11 protein-coding genes are annotated in these 17,973 nt (G+C 49.2%); 5 read left to right on the forward strand and 6 right to left on the reverse strand.

Features of this window, described 5'->3' with window-relative positions; translation table 11 throughout:
* Window positions 1-4: 4 nt before the first annotated feature.
* The 4 genes from Q0090_RS05055 (at window position 5) to Q0090_RS05070 (ending at window position 6,078) form a co-directional block, all read left to right on the forward strand.
* A complete protein-coding gene (locus Q0090_RS05055; RefSeq protein ID WP_297948161.1) occupies window positions 5-1,717 on the forward strand; it encodes a T9SS type A sorting domain-containing protein in 1,713 nt (570 codons plus the stop codon).
* Window positions 1,718-2,109: 392 nt separating this feature from the next.
* Window positions 2,110-3,363, forward strand: a complete 1,254-nt coding sequence (locus Q0090_RS05060) for an Ig-like domain-containing protein (RefSeq protein WP_297948164.1) — start codon at window positions 2,110-2,112, stop codon at window positions 3,361-3,363.
* Window positions 3,364-3,481: 118 nt separating this feature from the next.
* Window positions 3,482-5,002 carry a T9SS type A sorting domain-containing protein gene (locus Q0090_RS05065; RefSeq protein WP_297948167.1) on the forward strand — a complete coding sequence of 507 codons (1,521 nt, stop codon included), beginning with the start codon at window positions 3,482-3,484 and terminating at the stop codon, window positions 5,000-5,002.
* Window positions 5,003-5,304: 302 nt separating this feature from the next.
* Window positions 5,305-6,078 carry an outer membrane beta-barrel protein gene (locus tag Q0090_RS05070; RefSeq protein ID WP_297948170.1) on the forward strand — a complete coding sequence of 258 codons (774 nt, stop codon included), beginning with the start codon at window positions 5,305-5,307 and terminating at the stop codon, window positions 6,076-6,078.
* A 229-nt stretch (window positions 6,079-6,307) separates the two neighbouring features.
* On the opposite strand, the gene pruA is transcribed toward Q0090_RS05070, so the two are convergent.
* From pruA to Q0090_RS05100, 6 genes are all read right to left on the reverse strand, one after another.
* Window positions 6,308-7,933 carry an L-glutamate gamma-semialdehyde dehydrogenase gene (gene pruA / locus Q0090_RS05075; RefSeq protein ID WP_297948172.1) on the reverse strand — a complete coding sequence of 542 codons (1,626 nt, stop codon included), beginning with the start codon at window positions 7,931-7,933 and terminating at the stop codon, window positions 6,308-6,310.
* Between the two features lie 19 nt (window positions 7,934-7,952).
* The gene (gene ctlX, locus Q0090_RS05080) at window positions 7,953-8,867 is read right to left on the reverse strand and encodes a citrulline utilization hydrolase CtlX (RefSeq protein ID WP_297948175.1); all 915 of its coding nucleotides are present in this window, start codon (window positions 8,865-8,867) and stop codon (window positions 7,953-7,955) included.
* 44 nt (window positions 8,868-8,911) lie between these two features.
* On the reverse strand, window positions 8,912-10,141 hold the full coding sequence (gene rocD, locus Q0090_RS05085) for an ornithine--oxo-acid transaminase (protein WP_297948178.1): 1,230 nt from the start codon (window positions 10,139-10,141) through the stop codon (window positions 8,912-8,914).
* A gap of 265 nt (window positions 10,142-10,406) precedes the next feature.
* Window positions 10,407-12,017 carry a ComEC/Rec2 family competence protein gene (locus Q0090_RS05090; protein ID WP_297948181.1) on the reverse strand — a complete coding sequence of 537 codons (1,611 nt, stop codon included), beginning with the start codon at window positions 12,015-12,017 and terminating at the stop codon, window positions 10,407-10,409.
* On the reverse strand, window positions 12,008-12,664 hold the full coding sequence (rpe, locus tag Q0090_RS05095; protein WP_276774107.1) for a ribulose-phosphate 3-epimerase: 657 nt from the start codon (window positions 12,662-12,664) through the stop codon (window positions 12,008-12,010). Before rpe ends, Q0090_RS05090 begins: the two co-directional genes overlap by 10 nt.
* A gap of 184 nt (window positions 12,665-12,848) precedes the next feature.
* Window positions 12,849-15,413, reverse strand: a complete 2,565-nt coding sequence (locus Q0090_RS05100; RefSeq protein ID WP_297948186.1) for a hypothetical protein — start codon at window positions 15,411-15,413, stop codon at window positions 12,849-12,851.
* 527 nt (window positions 15,414-15,940) lie between these two features.
* Between Q0090_RS05100 and dnaK the strand changes: the two genes are divergently transcribed.
* A complete protein-coding gene (gene dnaK / locus Q0090_RS05105; protein WP_297948189.1) occupies window positions 15,941-17,851 on the forward strand; it encodes a molecular chaperone DnaK in 1,911 nt (636 codons plus the stop codon).
* Window positions 17,852-17,973 lie beyond the last annotated feature (122 nt).

Raw genomic sequence — 17,973 nt, forward strand, 5'->3', positions numbered from 1 at the left:
TCATATGAAAAAAGTTATTACCAAGTTGGCTGTAGGCTCCCTACTGCTTACCGGCATGCAAGTTGCTACGACAAGTGCCGTAGCCCAGCAACCCCTCTTGAAGTCTAATGTGCAATTTCATCAGACAACAGAGCTTCGCGCTGGGACTTCTCCTCTAAGAACCTCAGAGTATGTTGCTAGAGACATTAATGGAAAAGAGTACGACATTAATGCAATTCTCGAGTCAGGCAAAGCCATCATGATCGACATCTCTGCCACCTGGTGCGGCCCTTGCTGGGGACTACACACCGGTGGATACCTAGAGAGACTCTACTCTAAGTTTGGTCCTAATGGAACCAACCAGATAGAAATATTCTGGGTCGGAGGAGACTCTCGCTCTACCGTTAGCAGAATCCACGGCCAAGGTAGTTACACCCAAGGGGACTGGACCAAAGATAGCCACGGGAACCCTGTTCCTTATCCTCTATTTGCAGACCCCCAGATGGCTCCAACATTGGGTATCCCCGTATCAGGCTTCCCCACTCTCGTACTCGTAGGCCCAGACAAAAGATGGGTTGAATGCCGCAATGCGGTGCAAACGTCCGATACGAACTTCAAGAGTTTCGAGCAACTCCTTTCCCTCTTTAAGACGGATACTGACAAGCCCTCAGCTCTTGTCTTCTCGGGTGTTACCGATCTTTATCAAGGAGAGACTCATACCATGAAGCTCTCTTATAGCACAAAATCTCCTGCCACTTCGGTAAAATGGGATGCTCCTTTGGGGATCAAGCTAACGAAAGTAAGCGATACAGAATATCAGGTAAAGGCTGAAAAGATAGGTACACACACTATCTCTGCTACTGTAACCAACAAGAATGGTAGCGCAAAGGAATCTATCACGGTTACCGTCTCTGCTCCTATCTCTACCTTCCCCTTCTTCTGTCCTATGGATACCAAAGACAAACTCGACAAGGGTTGGAGATCAATTGACCATGATGGTGATGGCATCGGCTTCCAATCTCTTATGGGTAAGGGACTTATGGAGCGCCTTGGACTTTCTTTCCAAAATCCTAATGCGAAAGCAGGAGCAGAGAACAGCAATGACTGTCTGATCTCGTTCGGAAAATTCTATCCTACAGGTTATAATAATGGATTCTCAGGCGAAGAAATTAACGCAAACAACGAACTTCTTTCTGCCCCCATTGTCATACCGTTCAATGCAAATAATCCGACTTTCTCTTGCTACATCGCCACATTCTTCACAGCCGATACACCAGATAGACTCAAGGTTATGGTTTCTGAGCTCGGTGGCAATCCTGTAGAGCTCTTAGCTCCTCAGTCTGTACAAGGTGGTAATTGGACCAAGATTACAGCCGATCTCTCTGCGTACAAGGGCAAGACCATCCTTATCTCCCTCGTACCCGAAGTTAATGGCGTTAGCGCTATCCAAGTGGATCAACTAAAGGTTGAAATGGGAGGAACAACTGCCATTGAGACTCCTTCGCTCAATGTAGAGACTGTAATCTACCCTAACCCTGCAAAGGAATTCATGACAGTACAGACTCGCATTGGTAGCACAATCGAGCTCTTCACTCTTGATGGGGCACGCGTAGCTGTAGCCGAAGCTCTCAGCGCAACCACAACAATCGCTGTAGATCAATTGGCAGCAGGCACCTATATGGTTCGCATTACAGACAGAGAAGGCAATAGCGTATTGCGTCCTGTAATTGTAGAATAAGTAGCTATTTGTGAGGTTTTCTTCACGAATAGTGAGGTATACCGGAGCACTTATTATCAGGGAGGCAAAGGCCTTGTGATAGAATAAAGTGTAAGCAATAGCTTTGGTATCCTCCTCAGTAATGGTAGCACACCCCCTCCCGGGTGTGCTACTTTTTTTATCCCGAAAAAGCGCCTCTCGGGATAGACAATCTCTCACGAATGAGTGGCGACTCTTAGCCTTCTCTAGGGACTCTCTAAGTACGTTCCAATCAAGCTAGGGGGCCCCTTTTGTCTACACTTTTTACCATATCGGCAAATCCCCTCGTGAAAATATTTACAAAAACACCTTCGAATCAAAATAAAAGCAGTACCTTAGGGGCGGGTAAATTATTTTTCATAAACACAAGCCATATGAAAGCGAAACTATCTTCCCTTCTATTCATCGTACTTACGATGACTCTATGGACTGCCTGCGACAGGTCCACACCTCAGCCTCAGCAAGAGACTACGATTACGGTATCTCCCGACAAAGTATCTCTGAATGTTGGAGAGACTCAGCAGCTATCCGTACAGATTACTCCACAGAAGAACGAGCTAAAAGCTACCTTTCAGAGCCAGGCGCCCGCCATTGCCTCGGTAAGTGAGCAAGGGCTTGTGACCGGGATCGCCGAAGGCGAAACTACGATAGTAGTGCAGGTAGGAGCAGCGAAGGCAACTGTTGCCATAGAGATAAAAAAGGCGCCCATCCAAGTACCTCAAGAGATGCCAATGCTCAAGTTTGCCATCCCACGCAACGATTATGAGCAGATCGAAGATCAAGAGGTAATTGCCTATGAGGCAAAACTGGGACGCACTCAGCAAGAGGTAGACTACCGCCCATCTGGCTTCTTGGGTACGGATCTAACGACCATCCCCGCCGTTGTCTATGGTATCCCCGTTGATGGCGATGCCGACCTCATCCTAGCCTATGGTAAGGAGTCGGTAGCAGACTGTGAGCGCACCCAAGCCATGCTAAAACAATTGGGCTTCTCTCGTTTGGAAAAGGCGAAAGTTACCAACTATCTAGGCGACGAATTCGATGGTCTACGCGCCATCCACGACACTGATCCCAGAGTTACGGTCACCCTAATGGACCAACCCAATGAGAAGCTAGGGACTACCATGTTTATCGAGTTTGCCAAGAGACAATTAGAGAATACCATCGTAAAGACCAAGCACAAGATCCTTCCCAATGTCAAAGATTTCCCTTCGTTAGAGAAGTTCGCAACAAAAGATCCCTTCCAGATCAATGCTTTCGAAGAGGCACTTGGGCTTCGCACCTTCCGTCCGGGCGAGTCTCCACGCACTACCCACCTCCTCTACCGCACCGTGGAAGAGAAGGTGCAAGAGACTAATCTGGAGTATGTCTTCTACGTCGCTCCCACAGAAAAAGAGGGCACCGGCCTTATTATTACCGAGTTGCTCTGCGTATCAAGCGAACGAGACCTACGCTCTAAGGAGCTACAGAGCTACCTCAAGGCAAATGGCTTCGATCAGAACTACAAGGTCTCGGATGATGCCATCCTAACAGTCTCTAATAAGGAAGGAACTCTCTGTCGGATTTCCATAGTTCGCCTCGGTCAAGATAAGTATGTCTATCAGATGTATTTATTCCCCAAAGGCTAACTTAAGACCCCTACGAACTCAACCTTATAATGGGATCCGGCTAGACGTATCGCATCTTTGCTAAGGCGATACATCTAACCGGTCCTACAACCAACAATCAATCTATAACGAAGTCATTATGAAACGAATCTCGACTCCCGTTACACTCGCTACAGCGCTTCTTCTCTCAATGACAAGCACCACCCTGAAGGCGCAAATATTGGACGCTCCCACAACAAGCGAATGCGTTACAATAGAACTTTCACAAACCAAAGACAAGGTACTCTACGCAGGGGTTTTTGCTCCCGACAATGATGCCTGGATTGATCTCAACGGAGATGGTCAGTGCCAACCCAAGGAACGCATCGGGAGAAATACCGAACGCCCGGATGACTATACAGATGTCTTCTACGATGGGCCCCAGACAGAGATCTTCGACCTTGTAGAAGGAGTGCAGACGCTACGCATCTACGGTAAGATAGAGGCCTTACGGTTTACCGACTCGGAGACCCATACATCTCCTAAAACCGTAGACCTATCTCAATGCACCGCTTTACAATACTTTAAGTTATATGAGTGCATGGATCTCGAGAAGATAATCCCACCTCTCGAAGAGAATGATTGTTGCGAGATGCTTTCCATACAATACACTCCCCTCAAGAGCTTAGACCTCTCCAGCTTTAAAAAACTAATCGTGCTAGTAGCCTCTTTCAACAAGCAACTTGAGAGCGTGAAGCTAGCCGAATGCCCCGAGATGCTTGAGCTGGACTGCTCCTTTACCAAGGTCTCTCAGGTAGATCTCAGCAAGGTCCCGGCCCTCACTGGCCTATATCTATGTATGGCTCAGTATTCTGAGATTGATCTTTCCCTTACGCCCAACCTAGAGCTCCTCTCTCTTGGTGGCAATTACTTCAAGAAAATAGATCTCAGCAAGACCCCTAAACTCACCAATCTGAGCCTCTTCGACAACGAACTTACAACGGTAGATGTCAGCATGCTCCCCAAACTAGAGATCCTAGAGCTAGAGCAAAATATGCTCAAGACGGTTGATGTTAGTAAGAATAAGCGACTGAAAGAGCTGACCATACACGTCAATGAGCTCTCCGATCTCGACCTATCCATGCTCAGCAATCTACACCTAATCACGCTCTCCGACAACAATATATCGGAAGAGCTGATGGGGAAGATCGTCTCCAAGATCCCTCAATGCAAGGAGTTTAACGAAGATGAAGAAGAGGAGAAGGCAGACCTCTGGGGGCACTGCTATGTCGTAAATACGCCCTCCCCTACGAGCAACGTCTGCAATACACTACAGGTTGCAGAGCTAAGAGAAAAAGGCTGGACACCGTATGATATCAATGGAACAGCAGATCCCCAAGCCTTTATGACTAATGCCGTAGAATATGCGGGATCTACCCCTACCGGCATCTGCACACCCATCCATGAAGACGAGGTAAAAATCGCCCAAACAGCTACGAGAGTACAGATACAGGGGCTTAATGCAAACACCCATGTGTACCTCTTCAATACGAGTGGAGAGTTGCTCCAAAAATACAACTCTCTCAGATCTAGCGAGGTCAATATCCAGACCGAGAGCTACCCTGCAGGTACTTACTTCGTTAGCATAAACAACAAGAGCTACAAGGTAATTCTTCCCTAAATCGGAGGATCATAGCTCATTACTAAGGACAGAGGTCGGGTGCAAAAGCAACGGTCTCTGTCTCCGCATTTAAGGAGCGGAGACAGAGAGCTTTGCGAAGCCGCCTCGCCTATTAGAGGGGAGTAAGAGTCGGAGAAAAACTCCGCCCCACCCCCTCTCCGAGCAAGGGCTGTAGGGGCATTACGGTTGCTTAAACACTGATAATATAATATCTTTGCACTCAAAGAATAGAATGGAGCTCCTTACTCCAGAAGGATGATGGGGCCTCCTTCCAATCAGGAACTAAATGATAAAATAGTTGTATGATGAAACAAATTCTCCTCACAGCAGCCATCCTTGCGATGGGTATCGCTCCGGCCTTTGGCCAAAAACATGTTCAAAATGACAAGAACAACGGTGCTACAAAAAAAGAGAGACGCATTTCCATCGATAGAGAAAGAGAGCGCCCCGTACGTGTACAGTTGTATGCAGGTCTTGGCTCTTCTAACGCAACCCTACTGAGCCAAGGATTTAAATTCGAGTCCGAAAAAGGCCTTCTAAGCCCCACAGCGGGGGTTAATGTCCTCATCCCCATCAGCAGGCACACGCTATTCCTCAGTCCCGGACTTAGTTACAACCAGCGTGGGATACGCTTTGTATCTCAGACTCCCGGTGTAGGAGTAACAACGATACGTACCCCTATACATACGCTCTCCGGCAACCTTCTTATCGGCACAAGTCTGGGTGATGGAGAGTTCAGACTCCGCTTCAGCTGTGGGCTGTATGGCGGCTATGCTATCGCCGGATCAACCATCATGAAAGTAAGTAAAGGAGATGGTAATGTAGAGGTACATGAGACGGATGTATTCAAAGGAAATAATCTAGAGGTGCTCCCTCTCCCAGGATTCGACAGAGTCAAGCCTCTCCCCGCACTTAAGCGTTTCGATCTTGGCACACGCGTCACTTGGGACTTCGAATTGGGCAATCACTACAACCTCTCTTTCACCTTCGATCATAGCATTCTCAACCAGAGCAACGACGAGACTGTCAAGCTCTACCACAGAAGTGCTTTCACCACTATTGGCTATACATTCTAAGAGAAAAACTAATAGAGAAGCACCTACTCTCTAGTTCTCTACCCGATACAGAATGCTCTCAACCTCTAGGTTGGGAGCATTTCTTTTTATACACATATTGATATAAAAAAGCGACCCAAGCCTCCCCTCCGAAGAGGAAAGACTTGAAGGTCGCTTCCTACCCTTTCACCAAGACCTTGAGAGCTAAGCTATAGAGAATAGCAAGCTCTCTCAGTGGGTCACTATCCTTCTATTTAAGAAACGGATAGGTATAGTCCGTAGGCGGTGTATAGGTCTCTTTGATGCAACGAGGGCTACACCACTTTAGTAGATTGATCGGACCTCCGGCCTTATCGTTGGTACCCGATGCTCTCGAGCCACCGAAGGGCTGTTGCCCAACAACGGCACCGGTAGGTTTGTCGTTAATATAGAAGTTACCGGCGGCATGCTCTAGAGTTTGTAGCGCAAGCTCTGTGGCGTAGCGGTCGTAGGAGAAGATAGACCCCGTAAGGCCGTACTTAGCCGTGCGATCAACGAGCTGCAACGTCTCGGCATACTCCCCATCGGGATATACATAGACCGTGAGAACGGGACCGAAAAGCTCGTCGCACATGGTTTCGTAATTAGGCGTTTTGGCAAGTATTACAGTGGGTTGTACATAGTAACCCACGCTCTTATCACAAGCACCACCGAAGATAACCTCGGCATCGTTGCTCTGCTTTGCCCTCTGGATGTAGGCAGCCAAGTTGTCGAAGGAGGCCTCATCGATTACCGCATTGACAAAGTTGTCAAACTCTCGCACATCGCCCATCTTTACCGTCGCCAGCATATCCCCGAGGCGACTCTTCACATCCGCCCACATGCTCCGGGGGATATAGGCTCTACTTGCTGCCGAGCACTTCTGCCCTTGATACTCAAAGGCCCCGCGCAATAGCGCTACAGACACCTCTTGAGCGTCGGCAGAAGGGTGTACCATAACAAAGTTTTTTCCTCCGGTCTCACCCACAATACGTGGATAAGTGCGGTAACGATCTATGCCCGAGGCAATACTCTTCCAAATAGAATTGAATGTAGCCGTAGAGCCCGTGAAGTGGAATCCGGCAAGCGACTCACTCGCCGTTACCACCTTGCCGATGGTACTCCCTTGGCCGGGAACAAAGTTCACAACCCCATCGGGTAACCCGGCTTCCTTAAATATCTTCATAAGGAGATAATTGCTGTAGAGCGAGGTAGAAGAGGGCTTCCATACCGTTGTATTCCCCATCATAGCAGGGGCGAGGTTGAGATTAGAGGCAATACTTGTGAAGTTGAATGGCGTTACGGCAAAGATAAATCCTTCCAACCCTCTGTACTCCATACGGTTAAGCATGGTAGCATCGCTCAGAGGCTGTTCGCTATAGATTTGCCCTGCATAGTAGGCACTAAAGGTAAGAAAGTCGATAAGCTCACAAGGGGCATCGATCTCTGCCTGCATGGGGTTTTTACTCTGCCCCAGCATGAGGGAGGCATTGAGTTCGTAGCGATACTTTGTGGCAATAAGGCGCGCAATACGCATCATAATGGAGGCTCTCTCCGTCCAGGGTAGGCGACTCCAGTCGTGCCGTGCCTTGAGGGCAGTATCGATGGCGAGCTGCACCTCTTTCTCCGTTGCCTTATGATAGGTACCAAGGCGGTGCTTGTGATCGTGGGGCATCACCACGTTGCCAATATCTCCTGTGCGATACTCTTTCCCTCCTATGATTATCGGGATTTCCACCTCTTGGGCTGCTTGGCGATCCAATGCGGCTTTGAGGGCTTCCCGCTCGAGGGTGCCGGGGGCATAACTATATACGGGTTCGTTTTTGGGTTTCTCGAAAAGATATACAGAGTTGTTCATATGTATTCTTGGGATTTTACTAGATGAATATTTCGGCTACCATGCAGCGAGCACTCCCCCCTCCTATTGTTTCTATAGTGGAGAGGTCGGGCGCTAAGATGCGGCTGTAGCGTTGTAATGTGCGTAGTTGATCGGGGGTGAGGGAGGCTTTGGCAGCGGCGGACATCAGCAGTAGGGACTGCCCTTTGTCGTCGAGCACCTCCAGCATATTGCCGGCGAAGTGGTACACTTGCTCCAGCGTGATGGGCACAATCTCGTGCCCGCTGGCCTCTAGGCTCTCCACTACACGCTGCCGCTCCTCTTCGTCTCGGATGCTTTCAAGACAAACCACAGCGTACTCCGTGGCAATCGTCATCATCACATTGGTATGATAGATGGGCTGCCCTTGGCTGTCGTAGGAGTGAAAGAAGAGACTTGTATAGTCCAGTTCGCTGCAATACTCCTCCACCACCTTTTCACTAGATCGCTCGCTAGCGCAGTAGTAAACCTTCTTGTGAATGCGATCGAGACACATGCTCCCGGTACCCTCGAGGTAGAGATGTTCCTTTTCGAAACCGGACAAATTGACAATCTTAGTCACCCCCTCCAGCATCCCCACCGTGGCAAGAGCGGATAATTTTCTCTCCTTCTGCCTGTTGGGAGCAAACATGGGATAGAGAATAAGCTCGCCCGTGATATGGGTACTAAACCAATTATTGGGGAAGATCGAATCGGGGGTGTAGGGCTGCGGAGTATCCTGTATTACCCACACATCCACCCCATTGCGACGCAAAAGATCCACATAATCATCAAATTCGCGTCGGGCACGCACGGCGGTATCGTTGCTCTGGGCCTCGGCTTTTTGGAAGTGGTTGTTAGCCGCAGTCTCGCTATTAAAGCCAAAGGAGGCAGGGCGCACCATCAGTACTTTGTTCGTTGCTTGCCGTCTCTCCATAGTGCTAATTTCGTTGGAGGATTATTCTATTTCTTCGGCTACCTTTAGACGAGTTCTTCGAGAGATCGACGGATAATGGCAACGGCCTCCATGAGCTGCTCTCGAGTAATGGGGAGCGGCGGAGCCAAACGAATGATATGGCGATGGGTAGGCTTGGCAAGGAGGCCGTTTTGGGCAAATTGCTCACATACATTCCAGGCTTCTACCCCATTTTGAGGCTTAATTACGATGGCATTGAGCAGCCCTTTCCCTCTGATCAGTTCGATAAACGGGCTATCGATCTTGGCAAGCTCTGAGCGGAAGAGCTGACCTAACTCCTCGGCATGCTCTGCAAGATGCTCGTCTCTTACCACCTCAAGAGCCGCTATAGCGACCTTACAAGCTAGGGGGAAACCGCCAAAGGTAGAGCCGTGCTCTCCCGGGCCAATCGTAAGCATGATCTCATCATCGGCAAGCACAGCACTCACGGGCAATACACCGCCTGAGATGGCTTTCCCTAGGACGAGAATATCGGGGCGAACGCCCTCATGATCGCAAGCCAAGAGGCGACCCGTGCGGGCAATACCCGTCTGCACCTCATCGGCCACAAAGAGTACACGATGCTCGTGACAGAGGTCGTAACAAGCCTTCAGATAACCCTCATCCGGCACCATTACACCGGCCTCACCCTGTATCGGCTCGAGCAAGAAAGCGGCTACACGATGCCCTTCACGCTCCAAAACCGTCCTCAGTTGCTCCAGATCATTGTACTCGATCTTGGCGAACCCGGGCGTAAATGGACCGTAGTCGGTATAGCTAGAGGGGTCGCTACTCATCGATATAATACTAATGGTACGACCGTGGAAGTTGCCGTTACACACCACGATAATGGATTCGTCTTCGGGCACTCCCTTTACTCGATAGCCCCAGCGGCGCGCTAACTTGAGGGCTGTCTCCACCGCCTCTGCCCCTGTATTCATGGGGAGCACCTTGTCATAACCAAAATAATGGTGCATAAACTCCTCATACTCCCCAAGGCAATCGTTGTAGAAAGCGCGCGAAGTGAGGCAAATCTTTCCCGCTTGATCAGTAAGCGCCTTCACTATCTTAGGATGACAATGCCCCTGATTGACGGCACTGTACGAAGAGAGAAAGTCAAAGTACTTTTTACCATCTACGTCCCAAACAAATGGGCCTTCACCACGTGACAATACCACCTCTAGCGGATGGTAATTATGCGCCCCGAACTGGTGCTCTAGATCGATGTAATGTTGTGCGTTTTTACTGATCTGCATAGTACTACTCTATTATAATGTTATTACTTACCAACTGAGAAGAGAAACAAAATCACTTAGACTATCTCTCTACCATTCTACTGTCAAAAGTATAGATTTATAGCAATAATACTAGCAAATTGACCATGTAAATTATTTACACCGGCCAATTGTTTTATGAATAAGTAGGCTGAATATTCATTTAAGGTAATTCAAAAGCAAGCAGTAACAAGACTACACCGCTGATAACAAAACACTTACAGACCAACTCTAAGCGATCTGTTTTTTATCCATTCATACTGTTTTTTGTCTTCCCTTTTGCCTCCTCAAAAGGATCTGTACCGGTGTATCCTTGCGCCAGACGCACACTCTTATAGCGTGCCACAAGGTAGGTAAGGATGCCGTACATCCCCAACAAAATGGTGGCAAGCCCCAAGGCTTCAGCCCCACTCAGCCGCAGAGAAAATACCCCTCCCTCCACGGAGTCGAAAAGCGAGGCTGCTTGATAGAGCCCATGCGTAAGCGCCTCAACCCCCTGAGAAAGAGGTGGAAAGACAACGCCCAAACTCGCCAGAATAGCGTACAACAGAGCCAGCGGGATAAGCAAGGTGGCCAGCAACATGAGAGGAAGATTGCTCCAGAGGAAAAGTGTAGACGAGCTCCCAAAATGATAGAGGACAAGGGGGAGTGTGAGTATCTGTGCCGAAAGGCAAACCGACAAAGAGAGGTAAATATAGCGTGCCAGTGGATGTGAAAGACGCTGCGCATAGAGCGCAAAGAGAGGCTCATAGAGAAGGATGGAGAGGAGTGCTGCGTAACTGAGCTGAAAGCCAACATCGAAAACATACCCCGGATGGTAGAGCAATAAAACGATGGCACTAAGGGCTAATGTATTGAGTTTGTCTTGGGGGAGCAGAAGCAAAACACCCACACCATAGAGCGTGTACATAGTGGCTGCTCGCACCGTGGGAGCTGAGAGCCCCGTAAGAAGGGCAAAAAGCCATGCCATCATAATGAGGAAGAGACCTCGAGCAATGCGCCCTCTCCGATGGCGAGTGGGCGGAATAAGGAACGCAAACAACCCTACGACCACCACCAAATGAAAGCCACTTACCGAAAGCAAATGCGCGGCCCCGGCATGGCGAAAAGAGGCATCTACCCCACTCGACCCATCTCGCATCCCCAGGCTAATAGTGCGTATCAAATCCGCCTCCTCGGGCGAGAGATCGAGCTGCTCAAAGGTTCGCACAAGGGTTATACGTAGGTCTTCTGCCCACTCTCTGAGGCTGGTACCCCGAGAGCGTGGCACCACCCGATAGCTACGAGGATAGAGAGCAGCAGAGGCGCCACGTGCTACAAGATAATGTTGGTACGATGGGTTTTCGATGGCACCGAGGGGAGTAGACGACAAAATGTGCCCCTCTGTAGGATAGAGATAGAGGGTATCCCCGTAAGAGATGATAGGTGCAGCCTCCGAGGGCGGGAGGTAAACAAGCAGATGGCCCGTTGCCCCCTCTTGGAGCGGAGAGACCTCCACACGCCAGTAGCCCCGATCGGTTCGTCGGGGTGTGCTGTGGGCAATGGCACAAACATTTTCTCCAGGTGTAGAGGTTCCATCCAAGCGACTATAATTAACCTGTGCAAGGATAAAGCCAAGCGCGAATGTAGTGCTACCCAGCGCAATATGCCTTAGTAGAGGGGCAACTCGACGAAGGGAGAGTGTAGAGAGATAGGTTAGAAGGAAAAGAGAGATAGCCCCTAAGAGAATGAAGACAGGAGAATAGAACGTAGGATAACAGTAGCCACACAAAAGCCCTATTACAAGGAGAACCGCTTGTAATAGGGCAGGATGGCGCCTAAAAATAATCCGTTGGGGGATTTCGTCCCTCAGCGGCATAGGGCTTTTAGTCCATCTATCGCTTCGAAGGGATTGGCATGACCAAAGACATAGCTACCGGCAACGAGTGCATCAGCCCCCGCCTCCACAAGGAGCGGTGCCGTGGTTGCGTTTACGCCCCCATCCACCTCCAGGATGGTCTCGAGGCCCCTCTCATCGATCATGCGACGTAGGCGGCGAGTCTTCTCCAACGTGCGATGGATGAATTTTTGTCCGCCGAAACCGGGATTGACACTCATCAGTAGCACAAGGTCGCACTCCTCAAGCACGTCTTCCAGCACCTCCACAGGAGTATGGGGGTTAAGGGTAACCCCCGACTTCATCCCTGCGGCACGAATGGCCGTGAGTGAGCGATGAAGGTGCGGACTCACCTCGTAGTGAATATTCATGATATGCGTCCCCACTTTGGCAAGCGGCTCGATGAATTTCAAAGGATCCACAATCATAAGGTGGACATCCAGCGGCTTCCGGCATATCGGGCTAATAGCCTCAAGGATAGGGAACCCAAACGAAAGATTAGGAACAAAGACCCCATCCATCACGTCTATATGCAGCCAATCGGCATTACTTTGGTTAATCATCTTCACAGATTCCTCAAGGTGCAAGAAGTCTGCACTCAGTAGCGAAGGGGATACAATGGGGGACATAAATGCTCTCTATTTAGTTACTTATATTGCTGTTGCTATCGTGCCTCTGCAAAGGTATAGATTATAGGGGAGATCGCCCCCTATTTACTCAAATAAAACCACCCCACTCCTCGGGGAGAAGTGAGGTGGATAGCGTGGACTGTATAACCCAATACAGCCCTATTTATGGAAACATATTACCGAGTTAGAAGGCGAGCTTTAGCGTAGACCCATTGATGGAGAGAAGGTAGTTGCCTCGCTCAAGGGAGAGCGTGAGCGTACCATGGGCAATAGTGCCCTGTGCCAACAAGGCCCCCTCTACCGAGTAGAGCGAGTAGGTAGCACCCGTGGGGAGATTGCCCAATTGATACCCCTCTGCTACACGAGCCACGGAGATGGCACTTGCGAAAACATCGTCGAGAGCCGTATCCTCTGCAAACGTATAGAAGAGGCGACTATTATGCTCAAGCTTGAGGGAGAACTCATTCGCATTGCTGCTACTTGCGCTCTCTTCCTTTCCATTAAAACGGAGACTCGCCACCTTGTATCCCTGCTTGGGAGTGAGCACAGCTACTAGAGGACTATTCTTGGCAATAGGGGTCTCAAATGCCACTTCGGTGCCCGAGACAAGGAGTTTGGCAGAACCATTCTCTCTATTGGAGAGGTCGAATACTTTGGCGGTAGCACAGCCGGTGCCATCGCCCTCTACATCCGACTTCCAAGTGAGCCCCCCATCCCCATTTGCCACAGGGAGAAGAGCCTTATCGTATGTAGTAGAGCCGGGATTACCTGCTAACTTTACAACATTATTAGGGCCGGCATTTTCGGCGGTTAGAGCAGAGGGTAAGAGCATCAGATAGTCGTTGATAGCACAAGCATCGAGTTGATTCTTACCTAGATCTAGGGCATACAACTTGGGAGCCTCGCTACCCTCAAAAGCAATTGAGGCGAGGAGGTTGTTGTTGAGTAGCACTCGCTGCAGCTCCTTCGTCCCAAGTTTTAGCTCGGTGAGTTTATTGTTCATCAAGTCAATTGAGCGGAGCTTTTTGTTGGCGCTTAGGTCGAGAGTGGCAAGCGTATTGTCGCTAGCCACGAGAATCTCTAGCTGTGGCAACACCTTTGTGTCTAGAGAAGCGAACCCATTGTTATTGATATTGAGAACGGAGAGTAGGGGCACCTTATCAAGGTCTAGCGAGGAAATCGTGTTATAACCACAATACAACTCCGAGAGCGCGGGTGTAAACGCAAGGTCCAGCGATGTAAGTTTATTGTCGGTCACGCTCAACTCCTCGAGATTGGGAGCTCTCTTTAGATTAATGGATTCAATCTTGTTTTGGGCAAGACGTAGGGTTTTGAGTTTGCTTGCATTCGATTGCAATTTAACCCCTACGAGGTGCGTTTGAGAGGCATCCAAGAGGGTAACATCCCCATAGATACGTACCACGCTACCCAAATCTACCGTAGCACTTACCTGCTGAGCCTCGGTGGAGGTAATGGTATAATCTTTGCGCTCGCCATCGCCCCAATCAATCTGTATATTTGTGTTGGGGGCTCCTCCGATCTGCATTGTCATATTGAAATCAGTCAGATCTTCATCATCTTCATCCTTACCAATAGACTCTTTAGTAATCGTGAGCTCAGCCAGGAGGCGGGGATCTGTGAGCGTAATATTATAGGAGAGAAGCCCTGTATTGGTATTATTGGCAAGACCGGGATAGCCCGCATTCTCCACCTTACAACGCACCGTGGCCTTACCACTTGCATCGAGGATAGAGGGGTCGAACGTAAAGAGGCCATCCTTCTCCGTTACCTTGGTATTGTCTAGAGGCTCTTTGACCCAAGTGCCATCTACTTTTTGGAACCATGTAAATTTGGTTTCTATGGGCGTCTCTGAAATCCCTTTTTGGAATTTGAGATTTTTGAAGTCTACCGTAAGAGCATTTACGCGCTCCGCCTTTACATAGTGCCAATACATCTTTCCGATCTTGAAGTTATCGAGCTGAGTTTCATTGAGATCGGGCAAGTCGTCCATCCCTATGGCGCATTGGGATATATTGACCAAGGTGAGTTTTTTGAGATCTTTTCCCCCGAGAAGCACTGTGGGATATTCCTTATTGCTTACGCCCCTAATGGTCAGTTGCTTGAGGGTTTCTCGGCATGCACGCACATCGATAGTGCGCACAGCCACGCCCTGCAAACCAAGGGTTTCTAACTGGCTACACTTACTCAAATCCAGCGTCTTTATCGCCTTTTGGGAGAAAAGAGCCGGGCTGGCAATAAAGGTTTTTAGTTTGGGATTGTCGGGAAGAACCACGTCCGTAACATCGGCTCCTCCGAGGGTAATTTCCTCGATATTGGGGCAGTTGGAGAAGTCCAATTCGGGAGTTTCTGTTAGTTTCGTTTCGTCCAGATTGAGGCGAACGAGCGACTTCGAGTGCAAACTTTTTACCCCATTCACACATTTACTCGCAGCGATGCGGAGGGTCACCAGTTTGTCGGCTTCTATGGTCAGCTCATAGTCTTCGGTCTGAGCCGTGAGGTCAAGCTCGCAAGTCTCTAGCTCTTTTCCCTCTTTCTTTTGCTCCAGCGTCAGCGTCTGCCCATTGCCTAGAGTAACCTCTGCTTTATCGCCCACATTCGCTAGACGATAGAGCATCTTTAGTTGGGTAGAGCCTCCGTTTACATTAAACTTGAGTTCTTCTTTCTGCGCCGAGGCCTGCCAAGACAAGGCCAACAACAGCGAGAAAACAATGAGTAAATGTCGTCTCATTTTCTTCTTTTTTTATGTGAATATTCCGTTGCTCCACATCTTTTTTTGGGGGTGGAGCTCCCCGGTAGATGTCCGACAATGTCGCTCTCCAAAAAATTCCCTACGAACGAGATCAACTTACCCCTACAAAGCTAAAGAAAAAAGAAATAGGGTAGAATCCTTCCAACACTCCGGCTGAAAAAATTTCCGAAATCAGCCAAAAATGCGCCCCATAATAGGCTGAAAAATAAAAATATTCTACCCTAAAAACTTTTCCTTTTTGGGCAGCAATTTTTCGTCTCTCGCCTCAGAGGGAAAAATCCGCTGGAAAGGAGCCGTGGTAGAACACTCGCCACCCTCTTTCCATAATCAGAAGACATTTTGTCCCATCTTAGGGCAAACTAAACACGCAACAGGCCAAAAATAAACCGAAATAGAGGGGAGCAAAAAAGGAGTGGCACGGTAGTTGTATGAATGGGGGTGTGCGCTTTCACACAATGTGAGAGCCGACCAAAGAAAGAAAAAAACAAAAGAAAAGGATATATACTATGTCTAAGATTATCGGAATTGACCTTGGGACCACTAATTCGTGCGTCTCTGTACTCGAAGGGAACGAACCCGTCGTTATTGCCAACAGCGAAGGCAAGCGCACCACTCCCTCTATCGTTGCTTTTGTAGATGGTGGAGAGCGCAAAGTGGGCGATCCTGCCAAGCGTCAAGCTATCACCAACCCTACCAAAACAATCTATTCGATCAAGCGCTTTATGGGCGAGACTTTTGAGCAAGCCCAAAAAGAAATTGACCGCGTCCCCTTCAAAGTTGTGAAGGGAGACAATGATATACCTTGTGTAGACATCGACGGCCGCCTCTATACGCCTCAAGAAATCTCGGCTATGATCTTGCAGAAGATGAAGAAGACAGCTGAGGACTATCTCGGACAAGAAGTGACCGAAGCGGTGATCACCGTACCTGCCTACTTCAACGATGCGCAACGCCAAGCTACCAAAGAAGCTGGAGAAATTGCCGGGCTCAAAGTACGTCGTATCGTAAACGAACCTACAGCAGCATCACTTGCTTACGGGCTTGACAAAGCCAACAAGGATATGAAGATTGCCGTCTTCGACTTGGGTGGGGGTACGTTCGATATTTCTATCCTCGAACTAGGCGATGGAGTATTTGAGGTTAAGTCTACCAATGGGGATACACACCTTGGTGGAGACGACTTCGACCACGTTATCATCGACTGGCTCGCAGAAGAGTTTAAGGCCGACGAAGGTATCGACCTACGTCAAGACCCTATGGCTCTCCAACGCCTCAAAGAAGCCGCTGAAAAAGCCAAGATAGAACTTTCGTCAAGCAGCTCTACGGACATCAACCTTCCTTACATAATGCCCGTAAATGGTATCCCCAAGCACCTTGTTCGTACCCTCTCTCGTGCTAAGTTCGAGCAGCTCAGCGACAAGCTGATCCAAGCATGTGAAGCTCCCTGCTTGCAAGCGCTCAAAGATGCCAACCTCAGCCCCTCGCAGATTGACGAAGTAATCCTTGTAGGAGGTTCTACTCGTATCCCGGCTATCCAAGAAAAGGTACAAAAGATCTTTGGTAAGGCTCCTTCTAAGGGAGTGAATCCGGACGAAGTAGTAGCCATAGGTGCTGCCATCCAAGGTGGTGTGCTCACCGGAGAAGTAAAGGATGTATTGCTCCTCGACGTTACTCCCCTCTCTTTGGGTCTCGAAACCCTAGGCGGTGTAATGACACATCTTATCGAAGCCAATACAACCATTCCAACCCGCAAGAGCCAAATTTTCTCCACAGCCGAAGACAATCAGCCCTCTGTAGAGATCCACGTATTGCAGGGCGAACGCTCCATGGCTAAGGACAATAAGAGCATTGGCCGCTTCAATCTCGATGGCATTACGCCTGCTCCTCGTGGGGTACCTCAGATCGAAGTTACATTCGACATCGACGCAAACGGTATCCTCAACGTATCAGCAGTAGACAAGGCTACGGGTAAGGAACAGAAGATTCGTATCGAAGCCTCTAGCGGTCTTAGTGAAGAAGAAATCAACCGCATGAAGGCAGATGCTCAGGCCAATGCCGATGCCGACCGTCAGAATAAGGAGCGTATCGAAAAGATAAATCAAGCCGATACGATGATCTTCACGACCGAGAAGCAACTAAAAGAGCTAGGAGATAAACTCCCCGCCGACAAGAAAGCTCCGATCGAAGCCGCCCTCGAAGACCTCAAGAAGGCACACAAGGCCGAAGATCTCCCTGCTATCGACAAGGCTATGGAAGCCCTCAACACAGCGTTCCATGCAGCGAGCGAAGAAATGTACCGCGCAACCGGTGGTAACCCCGAAGGGCCACAAGCCGGTGCCGACGGAGGCAACCCCTCGCAAGACAATGGCAGCAACGCTCAAGATGTGACCGATGCCGACTTTGAAGAAGTGAAGTAACCTCTCCCTCGACATCTCACACACGACAAATCGCAGTAAGCACCCTCTCGCTTGCTGCGATTTTCTTTTTTTATTGTACGACTTCTCCGTGTATTTCTCATGTAGTGATACTGAACAATGCC

It is taken from the genome of uncultured Porphyromonas sp. (assembly GCF_938023125.1).
Classification (GTDB): domain Bacteria; phylum Bacteroidota; class Bacteroidia; order Bacteroidales; family Porphyromonadaceae; genus Porphyromonas.